Source organism: Cognatundibacterium squillarum, assembly GCF_014652435.1.
In the GTDB taxonomy this organism is placed as follows: domain Bacteria; phylum Pseudomonadota; class Gammaproteobacteria; order Burkholderiales; family Burkholderiaceae_D; genus Undibacterium; species Undibacterium squillarum.
In genome coordinates this window covers 70,543-87,499 of sequence record NZ_BMYU01000003.1, presented here as the reverse complement: position 1 = coordinate 87,499, position 16,957 = coordinate 70,543, and the positions used below count along the sequence as shown (strand labels likewise).

15 protein-coding genes are annotated in these 16,957 nt (G+C 54.6%); 9 read left to right on the top strand and 6 right to left on the bottom strand.

Features of this window, described 5'->3' with window-relative positions; all coding sequences use genetic code 11:
• Positions 1–75: 75 nt before the first annotated feature.
• From IE092_RS07500 to IE092_RS07490, 3 genes are all read left to right on the top strand, one after another.
• Positions 76–3,657, top strand: a complete 3,582-nt coding sequence (locus IE092_RS07500) for an indolepyruvate ferredoxin oxidoreductase family protein (protein WP_189356439.1) — start codon at positions 76–78, stop codon at positions 3,655–3,657.
• A 251-nt stretch (positions 3,658–3,908) separates the two neighbouring features.
• Positions 3,909–5,384, top strand: a complete 1,476-nt coding sequence (locus tag IE092_RS07495; RefSeq protein WP_229793089.1) for a peptide MFS transporter — start codon at positions 3,909–3,911, stop codon at positions 5,382–5,384.
• Positions 5,385–5,457: 73 nt separating this feature from the next.
• Complete coding sequence (locus IE092_RS07490; protein ID WP_189356437.1) at positions 5,458–5,847, top strand: DUF423 domain-containing protein; 390 nt, start codon at positions 5,458–5,460, stop codon at positions 5,845–5,847.
• 284 nt (positions 5,848–6,131) lie between these two features.
• Here the strand turns inward: IE092_RS07490 and IE092_RS07485 are convergent, their stop codons facing one another.
• Positions 6,132–6,743, bottom strand: a complete 612-nt coding sequence (locus IE092_RS07485) for a glutathione S-transferase family protein (protein WP_189356436.1) — start codon at positions 6,741–6,743, stop codon at positions 6,132–6,134.
• A 182-nt stretch (positions 6,744–6,925) separates the two neighbouring features.
• Between IE092_RS07485 and IE092_RS07480 the strand changes: the two genes are divergently transcribed.
• Positions 6,926–8,221, top strand: coding sequence for an acetyl-CoA hydrolase/transferase family protein (locus IE092_RS07480; protein ID WP_189356435.1), 1,296 nt, complete (start codon positions 6,926–6,928; stop codon positions 8,219–8,221).
• A 45-nt stretch (positions 8,222–8,266) separates the two neighbouring features.
• Positions 8,267–8,497: a hypothetical protein gene (locus IE092_RS07475; RefSeq protein ID WP_189356434.1), complete on the top strand. Its 231-nt coding sequence runs from the start codon at positions 8,267–8,269 to the stop codon at positions 8,495–8,497.
• A 22-nt stretch (positions 8,498–8,519) separates the two neighbouring features.
• On the opposite strand, the gene IE092_RS07470 is transcribed toward IE092_RS07475, so the two are convergent.
• Positions 8,520–9,191, bottom strand: coding sequence for a hypothetical protein (locus tag IE092_RS07470; protein WP_189356433.1), 672 nt, complete (start codon positions 9,189–9,191; stop codon positions 8,520–8,522).
• 108 nt (positions 9,192–9,299) lie between these two features.
• Here IE092_RS07470 and IE092_RS07465 point away from each other — a divergent pair, with 108 nt between their 5' ends.
• The 3 genes from IE092_RS07465 to IE092_RS07455 are packed head-to-tail and all read left to right on the top strand — an operon-like array spanning position 9,300 to position 12,210.
• On the top strand, positions 9,300–10,247 hold the full coding sequence (locus IE092_RS07465; protein ID WP_189356432.1) for an alpha/beta fold hydrolase: 948 nt from the start codon (positions 9,300–9,302) through the stop codon (positions 10,245–10,247).
• Between the two features lie 30 nt (positions 10,248–10,277).
• Positions 10,278–11,660: a CoA transferase gene (locus IE092_RS07460; protein ID WP_373295325.1), complete on the top strand. Its 1,383-nt coding sequence runs from the start codon at positions 10,278–10,280 to the stop codon at positions 11,658–11,660.
• 58 nt (positions 11,661–11,718) lie between these two features.
• Positions 11,719–12,210: a hypothetical protein gene (locus IE092_RS07455; RefSeq protein WP_229793088.1), complete on the top strand. Its 492-nt coding sequence runs from the start codon at positions 11,719–11,721 to the stop codon at positions 12,208–12,210.
• 40 nt (positions 12,211–12,250) lie between these two features.
• Here the strand turns inward: IE092_RS07455 and IE092_RS07450 are convergent, their stop codons facing one another.
• The 4 genes from IE092_RS07450 to IE092_RS07435 form a co-directional block, all read right to left on the bottom strand.
• Positions 12,251–12,805 carry a DUF2726 domain-containing protein gene (locus IE092_RS07450; protein WP_189356430.1) on the bottom strand — a complete coding sequence of 185 codons (555 nt, stop codon included), beginning with the start codon at positions 12,803–12,805 and terminating at the stop codon, positions 12,251–12,253.
• A 219-nt stretch (positions 12,806–13,024) separates the two neighbouring features.
• A complete protein-coding gene (locus IE092_RS07445) occupies positions 13,025–13,756 on the bottom strand; it encodes an alpha/beta fold hydrolase (protein WP_189356429.1) in 732 nt (243 codons plus the stop codon).
• 57 nt (positions 13,757–13,813) lie between these two features.
• Positions 13,814–14,503: a DUF1045 domain-containing protein gene (locus IE092_RS07440; protein ID WP_189356428.1), complete on the bottom strand. Its 690-nt coding sequence runs from the start codon at positions 14,501–14,503 to the stop codon at positions 13,814–13,816.
• A 3-nt stretch (positions 14,504–14,506) separates the two neighbouring features.
• Positions 14,507–15,388, bottom strand: a complete 882-nt coding sequence (locus IE092_RS07435; RefSeq protein WP_189356427.1) for an amino acid ABC transporter substrate-binding protein — start codon at positions 15,386–15,388, stop codon at positions 14,507–14,509.
• 383 nt (positions 15,389–15,771) lie between these two features.
• On the opposite strand from IE092_RS07435, the gene IE092_RS07430 reads away from it, so the two are divergent.
• Complete coding sequence (locus IE092_RS07430) at positions 15,772–16,923, top strand: alpha-D-ribose 1-methylphosphonate 5-triphosphate diphosphatase (RefSeq protein WP_189356426.1); 1,152 nt, start codon at positions 15,772–15,774, stop codon at positions 16,921–16,923.
• The last annotated feature ends 34 nt before the right edge of the window (positions 16,924–16,957 follow it).

Below are 16,957 nucleotides of genomic sequence, written 5' to 3'. Positions count from 1 at the left end.
ATTCACTCATAAGGTGATTCAGTGTGATCCCGCCGCACCGGCGTGATCTTCAGAGATAAAAAACACGGAGACCCCATGAACGCACCTCTCAGTAACGGGCAGCAGGCGGCCATTGATACGTCTGTCACACTCGACGATAAATACACCCTGAAAAAAGGTCATGCTTTTATGACCGGTACGCAGGCGCTGATCAGGCTGATGATGCTGCAGCGTCAGGCCGATGAACAGCGTGGTTTAAATACCGGTGGCTTCATCAGTGGCTATCGCGGCTCACCGCTGGGCAATGTCGATCTGACCGCTGCCAAAGCCAAAAAACACCTCGATCAGTACCATGTGAAATTTCATCCGGGCGTGAATGAAGATCTGGCGGCCACTTCAGTCTGGGGAACGCAGCAGGTCAATATGTTCCCCGGCGCGAAATACGATGGCGTATTCGCGATGTGGTACGGCAAAGGCCCGGGTGTGGACCGTTGCGGTGACGTGTTTAAGCATGCGAATCTGGCCGGCACATCCAAACATGGCGGCGTGCTGGTCATTGCCGGTGATGACCATGCGGCAAAATCCTCGACAGCAGCGCATCAGTCCGAACATATTCTGAAAGCCTGCGGTATTCCGGTGCTGTATCCGTCCACCGTACAGGAATATCTGGACTATGGTCTGCACGGTATCGCGCTGTCCCGTTATACCGGCTTGTGGGTGTCGATGAAATGCGTCACCGATGTGGTGGAATCCGGTGCGGTCGTTGAAATTGATCCTGAGCGCGTTAAACCTGTTATTCCGGAAGACTTTGTACTGCCGGCAGATGGTGTGAATATCCGTACACCGGACCCTGTGCTGGCACAGGAAGTCCGTATGAATAACTATAAATGGTATGCAGCGCTGGCCTACGCCCGTGCCAATAAACTGAATCAGATTATCTGGGACAGTCCGCATGCCAAGATCGGTATTATTACTGCCGGTAAATCCTATCTGGATACACGTGAAGCGCTGGCGGATCTGGGCATTGATGAGCAGGTTGCCAAGGATATCGGTATCCGCCTGTACAAAATCGGTATGACCTGGCCGCTGGAATCCGAAGGCGTGCGCGAATTTGCGCAGGGGCTGGAAGAAATTCTGGTCGTTGAAGAAAAACGTCAGATTCTTGAATACGCGCTGAAAGAAGAGTTATACAACTGGGCAGACGAAGTCCGTCCGCGTGTGGTGGGTAAATTTGACGATTCCGGCGAGTGGAGTAACTTGCACGGTTCCGGTCATGGTGAATGGCTGTTGCCGGCAACCTATGAACTGAGCCCGGCGCAAATTGCCCGTGCGATCGCATCCCGTATTACCCGTTATTTTGCAGGTCATCCGGTTGAGCAAAGCGTGAAAAAGCGCGTGGAATTCCTGGAAGCCAAAGAAAAGGCACTGGCGAATGTCGGCAAGCCGGATCCGAATAAAGACCGTGTGCCGCATTTCTGTTCGGGCTGTCCGCACAACACATCCACTAAAGTACCGGAAGGCAGCCGTGCGCTGGCAGGTATCGGTTGTCACTATATGGTGACATGGATGGACCGTGAAACGTCTACCTTTACCCATATGGGCGGTGAGGGTGTGACCTGGGTTGGTGCGGCACCATTCACCAATGAAAAACACGTTTTCTGTAATCTGGGCGACGGTACGTATTACCACTCTGGCTTGCTGGCAATCCGTGCAGCAATTTCCGGTGGTGTGAATATCACTTATAAAATTCTGTTCAATGATGCGGTCGCGATGACCGGCGGACAAGAGTTTGACGGCCCGCTCGATCCGGGCATGATTTCCCGTCAGATTGCGGCAGAAGGTGTGAATCCGATTATCGTGGTCACGGATGAACCGGAAAAATACGGGCCGTCGTATCCGTGGGCAGCGGGTGTTACAGTCCGTCACCGCTCTGAACTGGATGTGGTACAGCGTGAGCTGCGTGAATGTCCGGGTGTTTCCGCGATGATTTACGATCAGACCTGTGCATCGGAAAAACGCCGCCGCCGCAAAAAAATCGGTAAAGACGGCAAACCGGCTTACCCGGATCCGGCGAAACGTGCAGTGATTAATGAAGCTGTGTGTGAAGGTTGCGGTGATTGCTCGGTACAGTCGAACTGCTTGTCCGTTGAACCGCTGGAAACTGATTTCGGCCGCAAGCGTCAGATCAATCAGTCTTCCTGTAATAAAGATTTCTCCTGCGTGAATGGTTTCTGCCCGAGCTTTGTGACGGTGGAAGGCGGCAAGCTGAAAAAGCCAGCCAAAACCAAACTGGAGCCGGGTTCAGCGCTGGATGTGAATGCATTGCCTAAACCTGCACTGCCACCAACCGGCAACCCTTACGGCGTACTGGTGACCGGTGTCGGTGGTACGGGCGTAATTACCATCGGTCAGATTATGGCGATGGCGGCACACTTGCAGGGTAAAGCCTGCTCGGTACTGGATATGACCGGTCTGGCGCAAAAAGGCGGTGCGGTAATGTCGCACGTACGTCTGGCAGACCGTGCAGAACAATTGCATTCCACGCGCGTCGGCACCGGTATGGCAGATCTGGTGATTGGTTGCGACCTGATCGTGACTGCAGGCAAAGATTGCTTATCCCGTATGGGTGAAGGCCGTACTTATGCTGCGATCAATGCCAATGGTTCGCCGACCTCCACCTTTATCCGCAATCCGGACTGGCAATTCCCCGGCGATTCTGCACAAGCGGATATTCTGCGTGCCTGCGGTGAAGGTCGTGTGGATCTGGTGGATGCGGGTGCGATTGCGACTGCACTGATGGGTGACAATATTGCGACGAATATGTTCATCCTCGGTTACAGCTGGCAAAAAGGCTGGGTGCCGCTTGAAGAAGCTGCACTGATGCGTGCGATTGAATTGAATGGTGTGTCGATTGATTTCAATAAGCAGGCATTCAACTGGGGCCGTCTGGCAGCGCATGATCTGGCTGCAGTAAAACGTCTGGCCACACCGGCACAAGTGGTGGAAATTAAGCGTCAGCCGAATCTGAATGAAGTTATTGAGAAGCGTATTGCTTTCCTGACCGATTATCAGAATGCAGACTATGCAGCGTCGTACAAAGCATTTGTTGATCAGGTCAAAACTGCAGAAGAAAAAGTCGTGGCCGGTGCGCCATTACGTCTGACCGAAGCAGTGGCGAAATACCTGTTCAAACTGATGGCGTACAAAGATGAGTATGAAGTTGCGCGTCTGTACACCGATGGTCGCTTCCAGAAGAAAATTGCCGATATGTTTGAAGGTGATTATCAGGTGCATTTCCATCTGGCACCGCCAATGTTTGCGAAGAAAGATGCCAAAGGCCATCTGGTGAAAGAGCATTACGGTCCGTGGATGATGAAGGCATTCGGATTGCTCGCTAAAATGAAATTCCTGCGCGGTACGGCCATTGATCCTTTTGGCCGCACCGAAGAGCGTCGTACCGAACGCCGCTTGCCTGTGGAATATCGTGAAACGATCAGCCGTTTGCTGTCTTCGCTGAATGCCGACAATCTGGCCAAAGCGGTAGCGATTGCAAGCATTCCGGAAGACATCCGTGGTTACGGCCATGTAAAAGAACGCTATCTGGCTTCTGCAAAGCAAAAAGAAGCCGCCTTACTGGCGGAATTTCAGATGCGTGAGGTCAAACGCAGCGCAGCCTGATGCAGGTAAAAGGCGCAGATAACAGCATAAAGTAGCCGTTATTTGCGCCGCAACATAAAAAAAGCTGACCGGGTTGAACGGAACCCGGTCAGCTTTTTTTATGCCTGTATCATCGTTGTTTTGCCATAAATGCGCTTAGGGTTCGCCGCGGTGCTGCTTTACAATGCTGCCACCCTATAACAATTCAACGGTATGGCTGATTTTTTCCGGGTGGAAATCACAGACCGTACCGGTACTCACCGGAGGTGACTTTGTCTTCACTGCAACACAAACTCAGGAATATTCCTGAAGGATCGGCGGCACTGTTTTTTATTCAGATTTTCGCCACACTGGGTTTTGCCGTTTTGTATTCCACACTGGTGCTGTACGCGACCAAAAAACTCGGTTTCACTAACAAAGATGCCACCGCCATCATGGGCGTGTTCGGCGCGTTTAATTATGGTCTGCATTTATTCGGTGGTTATCTGGGCGGCCGTTTTATCAGTAACCGTAATCTGTTTGTCGGCGGCATGGTGTTACAGGTGCTTGGCTGTGCCGCGATTTCTCTGGGCAGCCATACCGGTTTGTACTGGGGGCTGGCTTTATTTCTGACCGGCAGCGGTCTGAATGTGACCTGCCTGAACATGATGCTGACGCAGCGTTTTAAACCGGAAGATGACCGCCGCGAAAGTGCATTCCTGTGGAATTACGCCGGTATGAATCTGGGTTTTTTCATTGGCTTCCTGGCTGCCGGTGAATATCAGTTGCGTGAAGATTACAGTGGCCTGTTCATTTTTGCGACCATCGGTAATTTCCTTGCGATCGTGCTGGCGCTGTTTAACTGGAAGCGCATCGCGGATATCAGTACTCCGCTGATGGAGGTGACACAGGCGCAATTCCGTGGCCGTCTGGCTGTCGGACTGGCAGTGCTGGTTGGTCTGGTTCCGGTGATTTATGTCATGCTGCATCATGCAGAACTGACCGGTAATCTGGTCCTGATCGTCAGCGTGCTGATCGGTCTCATCATCGCCTTCCTGACCCTGCGTCATGAAGACAAGCGTGAGCAGAAAAATATGATGGCGTATCTGTTGCTGACGCTCGGTTCGCTGGTGTTCTGGACTTTGTACCAAATGGCACCGATGGGCTTGCAGATTTTTGCAGTGAACAATGTTGACCGCATCGTACATGGTTACGAAATCGCACCGCAGTGGATACAAAACATCAACAGCTTTGTGATTATGATCGGTGGCCCGATGATGGCAGCGGTGTTCAACAGCCTGCGTCAGCGCGGTATTGATGTGAATATTCCTACACAGTTTTCGGTTGCTTTGTTACTCATCGGTGCAGGCTTTCTGGTATTGCCGCTCGGGATTCATCTGGCACCGGCTTCCGGCATGGTGGCGTTTGAATGGATTTTTATTAGCTACCTGCTGCAAAGCGTTGGTGAACTGTTTATCTCGCCAGTGGGTTACGCAATGATCGGTAAACTTGCACCGGCCCGTTATCAGGGTGTGATGATGGGGACATGGATGCTGACCACAGGTACTGCTTCGATTCTGGCCAGCTATTTCTCCGGGATGATTCCTGAAGCTAAAGAAGGCGAAGCAGCGCTGACCAATCCTGTGTACGATATGATTTTTTCGCGCCTTGGCTGGGGTGCCGTTGCGGTCGGTGTACTGATGATCGTGATGATTCCTTTCCTGCGTAAGCTGATCAGCTCCGGGCCGGAAACCAAAACGGCGCACTGATTCTGCATTTTTGTAACGCATGCGACAATAACGCTGCCTCCGTCAGGGGGCAGCGTTTTTTACGGACACAACAATGAAATTTTCTGCTCAACATATGCTGCTCACCGGTGCGCTCGGGATGCTGATTGCGGTGGCAACCGGTGCGTTCGGTGCGCATGCAATGAAAAAAATACTGGATGCCGACATGCTGGCGATCTGGCAAACCGCAGTGCATTACCAGATGGTGCATGCGCTGGGCTTACTGGGTATTGGCATCCTGCAAATTCAGAAACCGGACTGGCGTCTTTCTGTACCGGCCTGGCTGATGCTTGCAGGCATCCTGTTGTTCAGTGGCAGCTTGTATCTGCTGGCACTCAGTGGCATACGCTGGCTTGGCGCCGTAACGCCATTCGGCGGCGTGGCCTTTCTGCTCGCGTGGGGCTGGCTGGCGCAGCTGGCATGGCGCCAGCGCAAAGCAGTCTGAAATTAGAACTCATTTCATAAATATCCGCGAGATGCGTTTGTCTCATAGCGCGGGCTGGCAAGGCGGACAAGGCAGTGAATAGCGATGCTATTCACAACGCGTCCAACGCTGTCCAGCGTGCGCTATGAGGCAAACCCTTCGGGAACGGAGGTGCCGGGCGCATTGCTTTGTTGCGTCGCTTGCACAGGCACCAGCCTGTGCTGCGCAACGACGCCGCGCACTGCCTCCCGGCACCCCGCGTTCGCACTCGTGGCTATTTATGAAATGAGTTCTAACTATTCGGTTTACTCACCGTAGCGCGCAACAGCGCGCTGATATGCGGGACGCGCTTCCAGTGCTGTAACAAAACGCGCCAGATTCGGATACATGTCTTTACCACCGGTGCGCACCGCAATTTGTGCGACGAACGATAACTGGATATCTGCACCGGTGATCTCGTCACCGCAGAACCAGGTTTTTCCTTCCAGCGATTGCTCCATATAACCGAGATGATTCGCCAGTTCCGAGTGGATGCGCGGATGCAGCGGTGCACCGGCCTCACCGAGTTTGCCGACATACAAACGCAGCAGTATCGGTAGCATGGCGGAGCCTTCCGCATAGTGCATCCATTGCAGGTACTGGTAATACGCCGCTGTACCGGCAGCAGGCACCAGCGCACCGTTACCGTAACGCTGAATCAGATATTCGATAATTGCACCGGACTCGATCAGCACCTGATCATCATCCTTCAGCACCGGTGCTTTACCGAGCGGATGAATTGCTTTCAGCTCAGGTGGCGCGAAACGGGTTTTCGGATCGCGTTCATAGATGATGACCTGATAATCCAGTTCCAGTTCTTCCAGCAGCCAGCTGATACGGCGTGAACGTGATTCCTTCAGATGATGTAACTCGAGCATGGATTTTCCTTTTTATGTTCCGGTTGATGCAGATCAGCAGAGTAACATGCACAGGCAATTGTTTCAGGCGGGCCTTGTCATGTTGATGTAAGCAAACAGGAAGAGACTGGTATTACACGACATGTGTCCACAGCACCGGCAACAGGTTGCAGGACATCCCACCTTGGAGACAGGAGCACATCATGCAGGTTCAGGAGCTTTATCGTCAGAAATCTTGTTCAGCCAGCGACGCCATTGCCCACGTCCGTGACGGCGACACCATTATTGTGCCGACCGGCGTCGGTGAGCCACCGTCATTACTGAATGCCTTATCGGAACAGCGTCGTCAGTTCCGTGATGTCAAAGTCGCGCAGATTCTGGCAGTCAAAAAATATGGCTATTTCGATCCTGAAACGACTGCGCATGTGCGGCATCTGGCCTTATTTTTTGGCGCAGCGTCGCGTGCCGGCGGGCAGGCCGGACAAATTGATTTCTTACCGGCGTATTTTTCTGAATTGCCAGCGCTGATTTCGCGCGGCTGGATGGCGTCTGATGTCGTGTTTGCGATGGCCTCACCGATGGATGAGCATGGCTATTTTGCGCTGAGTCTGGCCGCTGATTACACCATGGCAGCCATTGCCAAAGCCCGCGCCGTGATTCTGGAAGTCAATCCAAATGTACCGTTTGCTTACGGTGCCTGCCACGTGCACATTTCACAGGTGACCGCACTGACAGAAAGCACTGATGCGGTGGCGGAAGTCGGTTTGCCGAAAATCGGCCCGGTTCAGCAAGCCATCGGTAAGTATGTGGCGGATATGATTGAAGACGGTTCTACGCTGCAAATCGGTTACGGTGGTATTCCGGATGCGGTGGTGATGCAGCTGACGGATAAAAAAGACCTTGGTATCCATACCGAAATGATCGGTGATGGCATTCTGTCGCTGATTGAGCAGGGTGTGGTCACGAATCGCCGTAAAAATTTTATGCCGGGCAAAATGGTCGCCACCTTTGCACTGGGTTCACGCAAACTGTATCAGTTCCTGCACCGCAATCCTGCCATTGAAATGCATCCGGTTGATTTTACCAATGACCCGTATATCGCCGCGCAGAATGACAATCTGGTCGCGATTAATGCCACATTGCAAATTGATTTGCTCGGACAGTGTGGTTCGGAGAGTCTGGCACATCTGCCGTATTCGGGCACCGGCGGGCAGGTGGATTTTGTCCGTGCCGCTAACCGTTCCAAAAATGGCAAAGCGATTATCGTACTGCCATCCACTGCCAAAGAAGACAGCATCAGTCGCGTGGTGCCGGTACTCAGTCCCGGCACGCATGTCACGACCAGTAAAAACGATATCAATTATGTGGTGACAGAATACGGTGTGGCACAACTGCGCGGTAAGTCTGCACGCCAGCGGGCGGAAGCCATGATTGCGATTGCACATCCGGATTTCCGCGCGACTTTGCGTGAGCAGGCGCGACAGTTACAACTTTTGTGATGCGCTTGCAGTATCCTGTGGGCTGACCACGACATCAGGATTACTATGAAATGCATCGCTGCAGCCGGTCTTGCACTGGCAGGATTACTCTGGATTGCGGACACAGCACAGGCACAAGTGCCGGTGTTCCGCTGTGAAGTGGATGGCCGTCAGGTCTGGTCCGATAAACCGTGTAAGGGCAAAGGCAAAGTGGTGAATGTGCGGCCGAATGGTCAGGACAGAAAGAAAAAACCACAGTACGGTACGCCGCCTTCGTCCGAACCGGCACGGAAATAAAGCGGAGATCCGCGTAGTCAGCTTACTCCGGCGAGTAAGCTGAGGTGCCGAGCATCACGCCCAGAATCAGCGGCCTGACCAGCGCTTCCGGTGCCAGTCCCGGATCAATATCCAGCAACTGAGCTCTCGGCTGATACACCGACAGACTGGCAGCACTCTGCTGACCATTGCTCAGGTAATGCCAGCCTTTGTCAGCACGCACCAGCATACCCAGACAGCGGCCATGCGCGTCTGTGACGGTCACCTGACTGTCGGATGCATGGCGCGACCAGACTGCCTTCCCCAGCACGCAGCCGTAAGCATTTTCAAATGACAGGCAATGTGACATCAGCGAAAAGTGCTTGCGGATTTTTAAAACAACTTTCCCCTCCGGCGTACTGCATTCCACCGGCCCCGGCATCCCCGCAGACCAGTCCAGCCATTGCGCGATTCTGCGCAACCAGCTGCCACGTTGTTCACGGCATTCCATTACCGGTTGCGTGGTATCCGGATCAAGCACGTCAAAGTGCTGGCCGGCCCATGGCAGGCTGACCTGACGACGGATCAGGAAACGGTTTTTTCGCAAGACGGCATCCATACAAAAGCGGGTAACAGAAAACCGCACAAGATAATCAGAGTGCGTCTGGCGGGCAATCAGAAAAATGTAAGCGTTCGTTTCGGATGTTGCGAACAGCAGCGCAGCGCCCTGATACATACTTTCCTGCAGGAAATGCCTGCCACTGTTGTTTGTTGCGCTGACATGGGACAATAGCTGTTTTGACAGATCGTTGATTGCAGCACAGTCTGTAATCGGTAAGGTGTTATGCGTGAACGTTCCCGAATGGTGATGTGGAGTTTGCTGGCGCTGGCAGTGCTGGCGGTAACGGTAGTGGTGGCGATGAACTGGGCGCCGGATCAGCCGGTACAAAAGTTACAGGATCGCTGGGCGGCTGCGCCGTCGCGCTTTGTCAGCGTGAATGGTATGCAGGTGCATGTGCGTGATGAAGGCTGGGCGCAGGATCCGGTTCCTGTGCTGCTGATACACGGCACCTCGTCCAGTTTGCACACCTGGGAGCGCTGGGCCAAAGATCTGAAGAAAGATCACCGCGTCATCAGTTTTGATTTGCCCGGTTTCGGGCTGACCGGACCGGCACCGGATAATGATTACAGCATCGCGGCTTATCTGCGGTTTGTGCAAAGCCTGATGGATACACTGGGCGTGAAAAAAGCCATCATCGCCGGTAATTCTCTGGGCGGTGAAATCGCATGGCGCTTCGCGGCTGACATGCCGCAACGCGTGGAAAAACTGATTTTGCTGGATGCATCCGGTTACGATTTCAAACCGCAATCGGTTCCGGTCGGATTTCAGATTGCACGGATTCCTATCCTTGCATGGCCGATGGATTTTTTACTGCCCAAAAGCACGATGGAAGACAGTGTGCGTGATGTCTACGGTAATCCTGAAAAAGTCACGCCGGAACTGATAGAACGTTATACCGCGATGACAGTACGCGCCGGTAACCGCGCTGCATTGCGCAAGCGTCTGCGCCAGTTGCAGGCGGGTGAACAAGCTGCACTGATCAAAGAAGTACGCGTGCCGACACTGATTTTATGGGGCGGTAAAGACAAGCTGATTCCGCCTGAATATGCAGAACATTTTCATCAGGATATCGCCGGTTCTAAACTGATTATGTTTGATGAACTCGGTCATGTACCGCAGGAAGAAAATCCTGTTGTGACACTGGCAGCTGTAAAGATATTTATTCAGTAAACCTGATTTTCCGGAGCGTTGAGCATGGCACTGACAGCGCAGCAAATCGTTCAGGACTGGTGGCAACTCAGCGGTGCGGACGCTGCCAGCCTGCCCGTCGTACATTTCACCGGTGATGCAGAGCAATTGCCATCGCGTTATCAGGTCGGTGCACTGGCATCCGCCAGCATTGCAGCACAAGCGCTGGCGGCGCAGCAGATTTTTGCAGCACGCGGCGGCGTGCAGCAAACCGTGTCGGTGAACCAGCGTCATGCGCTGGCGGTGTTTCGCAGCGAACGTTATCTGCGTCTGAATGGCGGTATGCCACCGGAACCCTGGAGCCCGGTATCCGGCTACTATCAGGCTGGCGATCAGCGCTGGCTGCAACTGCATACCAATTTTCCTCATCATTTACAGGGCGTGCTGCAGCATCTGGGTTGTGCAGACAGCCGCGATGCGGTCGCTGCTGCGATCCGTGAACATAGCGCAGCCAGTCTGACCGAAGCCTTATCCGAACGTGGCCTGTGTGCTTCGCTGATCCGTACGCCTGCTGAATGGCAATCGCATCCGCAGGCAGCGGCGATTGCGGCGCAGTCCTTATTTCATTTGCAGCGCAGCGGTGATGCGCCACCGCGTCCGTGGACAGCTGCTGCGCGGCCTTTGCAGGGTGTGCGGGTGCTGGATTTGTCGCGGGTGATTGCTGCACCGGTAGCAGCGCGTACACTGGCGCAGCACGGGGCCGATGTACTGGCAGTCGGTGCTGCGCATTTACCGAATATTCCGGCGCTGGTGATGGATACAGGTCGCGGCAAACGCAATACCCAGCTGGATTTACGCGATGCGGCGCAACTGGCACAGTTTCATCAGTTGCTTTCGCAGGCGGATGTACTGATACAAGCATACCGTCCCGGTGCGCTGGCGGCGTTTGGTTTATCAGAACAAGCGCTGGCAGAACGTTATCCGGGGCTGATTCAGTTAAGTCTGAGTGCCTACGGACAACAGGGCCCGTGGGCAACGCGGCGTGGTTACGACAGTCTGGTGCAGTCGGCAACCGGCATTGCCTGCACCGAAGGCAGCGGCGATTCTTTGCAGATGCCGGGCAAACTGCCGTGTCAGGCACTTGATCATGCAACCGGCTATCTGGCCGCATTTGCGATTATGCGTGCGCTGCAGCGCCGTGCGGAAGAGGGCGGTAACTGGCAGATACAGGTATCGCTGGCGCAAACCGGTGCTTATCTGACGCGGCTGGGAGTTTCTGAACAAATCACAGGTCGTGAACTGAGCGAAGCGGAAAGCGCTGACTGGCTGCAACAGGAAGCATCCGGTTTCGGTACGCTGACCGCATTGCGACCGGCGGAGCAAATGTCTGCCTGTATGCCATATTTCAGCCTGCCGGCAGTGCCTGCTGCTACCCATCCGCCGGTCTGGTGGTGAAGCTGTAGTTTTGCGCTATCCTTAAAGATTGCAGGCATATATCACACGGGAGACTGCTATGAAAACAGAAAGAAATATCATCATTGCCGCGCTGAGTCTGGCCGGTTTGCTGAGCCAGAGTGCGCTGGCAGATAAACCGGAATGGGCTGGTAAGCATGGCCGTGGCAAAGGCGAACAGGCGCAGCAACAGGATGCGGGGCGGCAGGATTACCGTAGCGGCGATGCGCAACTGAATATCAGCCTGAGTTTCAGCAGCCACGACCGCCAGATTCTCAGCGATTACTATCAGTCACAGCAACGCGCTGGCCATTGTCCGCCGGGACTGGCGAAAAAGAATGCGCAGTGTATGCCGCCGGGACAACTGAAAAAATGGCAGCGCGGTCAGGCACTGCCGGGCGATCTGCGTTACAACGAATTACCACCGGATATTTATCGCCGTCTGGCACCGCTGCCGGCTGGCCATCGCTATGTCACGATTGCCGGCGATGTGCTGATTATTGCAACCGCCACCCGTATGGTGATTGATGCGGTTGAGGACTTGCTGCGCTGAGGCCGGACTCTTCCGGCCAGCACACGACATGGCGTGGCGCTTACTGCGCCTTCGCCACCATATCTTCAAATTCCTGATCCAGCACATGCGGGTCAGCGGGACGGGACAACACTGGCTCGCTGAACGCGGCGCGGATCGCCAGCTCATCCGGCATCAGGCGGGTGTGCCAGCGGATTAAGCGCAGCTCTGCATCGCGGCAAACGCGGGTGATGCGCTCGTCCACTGCCTGACGCACCAGACCCTGCTGATTATCTTCATCCAGCTCAACGGCGGCGACCACGGAAAAATCTTTACGGCAGATCAGAAAGTCCAGCTGCAGATCGCGGATACGCGGCTGCCATTCAAAAAAACTGTGTCCTTTGCTGACACCCATGACGCGGGTCAGCGGTACCTGCGCGAGGATGATGTATTCAGGCAGCGCCATGCTCAGGCGGTGATACAGCACTTGTTCCGCGGCGTTCAGCGGATGGCGCGCATAAAACGGCCACGGACCCTGCGGCTCCGTTTGGGATTTGGGCGCAGGGCGGACATTAAACAGACGATGGGCAAACCAGATCAGGAAAATCACGGTCAGAACAAAAGCAAGATAGCGCATGGTGTTTGCTCCGGAAAAATATAAAAAATGCAACATACATAATATTGAACTATTGATAACTACAATTCAATATCAAAGTGTCTACATTTCGTAAATTTTTTACAACATTGCTGATGTCGGCTGTTTTTTGGAAAAACAGGGGGGTATAGGCGAAAATCGCCTTGTTGTCGGCATGAAATAAGGGGCTTTAAAAATACCCCCGTGGGGTATTCTGAGGGCTTAAAACTTGCCTGCAGGCAGTGTTGTCAGGTGGTATTGCAGCAAACGGATGACTTGTTCCGGCTGTTCGAAGACGGACATATGGCCGCAGTCTGCCAGCACATCCAGCGTGCTGCCGCTGGCGGCCGCTGCCATGCGTTCGGCTTCCTGCAGGCTACGCATCTGATCATCAGCACTGGCGATGATGTGTACCGGACAGCGCAGCGCCGCCAGTTCGGCGTGACCATCAGCGCGTACGATCGTCATTTGCTGACGGAAAGTGGTAATTCCCAGATCGACCGACATCGCCAGCATGCAGTCAATCCAGCGTGAATCGGGCCGCTGCGGATGCAGTGCGCGCAGCAGGGCGGTGCGGGTCTGGCCGCGGTAAGGATAGACTTCCAGTGCTTTCAGTTGCTGCTGTGCGCGGGCGATTTCTTCGTCAGTGGTGGCTCGCGCCGAGGAGTTCAGTAAGAACAGCCGCTGCACTTTCTGCGGCCAGTGTGCTGCCAGATGACGGGCGACATAGCCGCCCAGCGAAAAGCCAATCACCACCGCGTTATCCGGTATTTTTTCAGCCACTGCGGCGGCGCAGGCTTCGATACTGTCATGCTGATGCGCAGGCATGCAATGCACACGACCCATGCTTTGCAGCGCAGGCAGCACGCATTGCCACAGGCGATCATCACACATGAAACCGGGGATCAGCACCAGATCAGGCTGGTCAGCAGAAGAGGCAGGCAGGACAGACATTGAGCAGGTTCAGCAAAAGGAAACAGGCCGGCATTGTCGCACAGCCGGTGGCAGGCTTCAGACACCGAAACGGAAATGCCGGTGCAGCATGAAATCCGCACCCGGTTCGGCTTCGGTGAACAGCGCAATACTGCGGATCACCAGCGGTTCGCTGATCGCAAAGAAGCGCTGTGCCGCGGCGACGATGGCATCGGCAGAATCGGTATTGTGCAGGCTGTCGCTGAGCGTGATGTGAAACTGATACTCTTCTTCGGTGTACGGATAACCCCAGTGCGATAACAGCCGCAACTGGCGCGCACTGAGTTGCTGGCGCTGGCGGCGTGCCAGCTCATCCGGTGTCAGCGGCGCGCGCAAATGATCGAATTCCCGCACGCAATCCATCGCCAGCCGGTTGATTTCATCCTGCGGTTCGCCCGGCAGTATCGCCAGAAACTGACGCAGCAGACTGACGCGCGGCGACGGAATGGTTACCTGCGCGCGCTGCGCAGTGAATTGCTGCAGCAGATTTTCCAGCGTGCTCAGACTGTGCCCGTCCGCCAGCCGGAACGGCGCTTTCAGTGTTGCATGAAAACCGTAACGGCGGGCATCGCGGGTTAAGGTGTGCAGAACGCGCGGATGCACATCCGGCAAACGCACCTGCGGCAATTCTGCGGTGGTCAGCGGGTCACGCCCCAGCCAGCGGCAACCGGCATCCCACCACAGACTGTGTGGCTCCGGCGCAAAATACAGGGCGTAACGTATGCTCAAGAATTAATCTCCTAACTGGTCGCTGGGGAAACGCAGCGAATCGCGCAGCAAAAAGCTCATCGGCATTTTCAGATTCGCATTTTTCGGCGGGATCGGTTTCATAAACCAGCGGTCGTAAATTTTATAAATATCGCCGTCATGCACCAGCTTCAGCATTTCCGCATCGACGATTTTTTTGAACGCAGGGTCGCCCTTGCGGAACATGATGGAATACGGTTCCACCGATAATGGTTCGCCGATGATCTGGAAATCGGCCGGATTTTTACTTTCCGCTTTCAGGCTGTACAGCAGCACATCATCCATCGGAAACGCATCGGCTTTTTTCTCTTCGACCATACGGAAAGATTCCTGATCGCTGGCGCTTTCGGTCAGCTTCATACGCAGCGCGCTGATTTCGTTTTTCGAATTCAGCAATTGCACAGTAGTTGTGCCGCGTGTGGTGACCACGGTTTTTTCACGCATTTGGCCCCAGTTGCGGATGCCGCTGTCGGTGCGCACCAGCGCTTTCACAGACGAGAAAAAATGCGGAATCGTGAAGCCGTATTTCTGACGGCGTTCTGCATTGTTGGTCGTGCTGCCGCATTCGATATCAATTTTGTTTTCAACCAGCGCACTGAAACGTGTCACGGAATCAATCGGTACATACTGAATTTTCATGCCCGGCAGTTTCAGCTCTTTGCGGATACCGTCCGCAATGCGCTGACACAATTCCACCGCATATCCGGTGGCTTGTTTATTCGCATCGGTAAAGGCAAACGGCGGCGTTTCGCGCACACCGATCTGCAGGGTTTCGGTGCGGCGGATTTTTGCCAGCGTGTCTTCCGCGGCTGCATGTCCGCAAGCCAGCAGGCCAATTACTGTGAGGGCACTCGTCAGATGTTTCATGGGTCAGTGGTCCGTATCAAATGGTAAGCAGGGTGATTTGATGATGCAGCTTTCTTCAGACCCGGGCAACTGCGTTACCGCAGCCAGCCCTGATATCGCAGCAAACATGGCCGGAATGTTGCATCCGTGTCCGCGTCTTTATGCGAATATCATTTAATGTAACAAGCCTGGTGGAGAAGATTGCATCGAAAAATCAGGTTTCAGTCAGAAAAAATTTTGTGCTTGCTCTATGCAAACCGGAGGGTGATCTCCTAGAATACATTTTTGCCAATTATTAAAATGTTACAATTTGTTCGTATTGTGCCTTTTTCCTGAATGTGGATGCTGTGTTGCCGCAAATCATGATAAGGTTGTGAATCACCGGAAATGTCGGGATTGTTGCTGTGAAGAATTTATCTGCTCCTGTTTTTATTCGTAATGCCAGACTGGTTCTGCACAACCAGGTTCTCAGCGGTTCACTCAGCACCAGCCACGGCCGCATCAGTAGCGTGGATACCGGCAACAGCGGTACTACGGGCGAAGACTGGGAAAGCGATTACCTGATTCCCGGTCTGGTCGAAATCCATACCGACAATCTGGAAAAACACCTGATGCCGCGCCCCAAGGTCAACTGGCCGGTGCTGCCCGCCATCATCGCGCATGATGCGCAAGTGATTGCCGCCGGTATCACCACCGTGCTCGATGCCTTATCGGTTGGCGACATCGATCCCGACAGCCTGCGCAATCAGTCGCTGCAACCCTGTGCGCAGGGACTGGCCAGCGCTGCCGCCGCCGGTTTGCTGCGCGCAGAACATTTACTGCATTTACGCCTCGAACTTGCTGAGCCTGACCTGCCCGGCTTACTCGCACCATTTATGCTGGATGAACGGCTGGCGCTGGTGTCGCTGATGGACCACACACCCGGTCAGCGTCAGTGGAGCGATATCGATCACTACCGCACTTACGTCACCGGCAAGCGCGGCTGGAGCCATGAAAAAGTCGATCAGATGCTGGCGGTGCTGGCAGAACGGCAGCAGCGTCATGTGGCGGAAAACCGTCGTCTGGCGGTCGCGATGTGCGGCCGCGACGGACGCAATCTGCCGCTGGCCAGCCACGATGACACCACGCCGGAGCATGTGCTGGAAGGTGTGGCGGATGGTGTGTGCATCAGCGAATTTCCGACCACTATCGCCGCCGCCCGCGCCGCCCGCGAACACGGACTGGCCGTGGTGATGGGTGCGCCGAACTGTGTGCGCGGCGGTTCGCATTCCGGCAATGTGTCCGCGGCAGAGCTGGCGCGCGAAGGTTTGCTGGATATGTTTTCATCCGACTATGTGCCAGCCAGTCTGCTGCAGGCAGCGTTCATGCTGCAGCAATACGGTTACTCACTGCCGGAAGCAATTGCCACCGTCAGCGCAACACCGGCAGCCGCGATCGCACTGGATGACCGCGGACAAATCGCCACCGGCCTGCGTGCCGACTTCCTGCGCGTGCGGGTGCACGACGGTATTCCGGTCGTGCTCGGTGTCTGGCGCAGTGGTCAGCGCGTGTACTGATCCGTCGCTTCATTTTTTCAGACCGAAGCCGCCG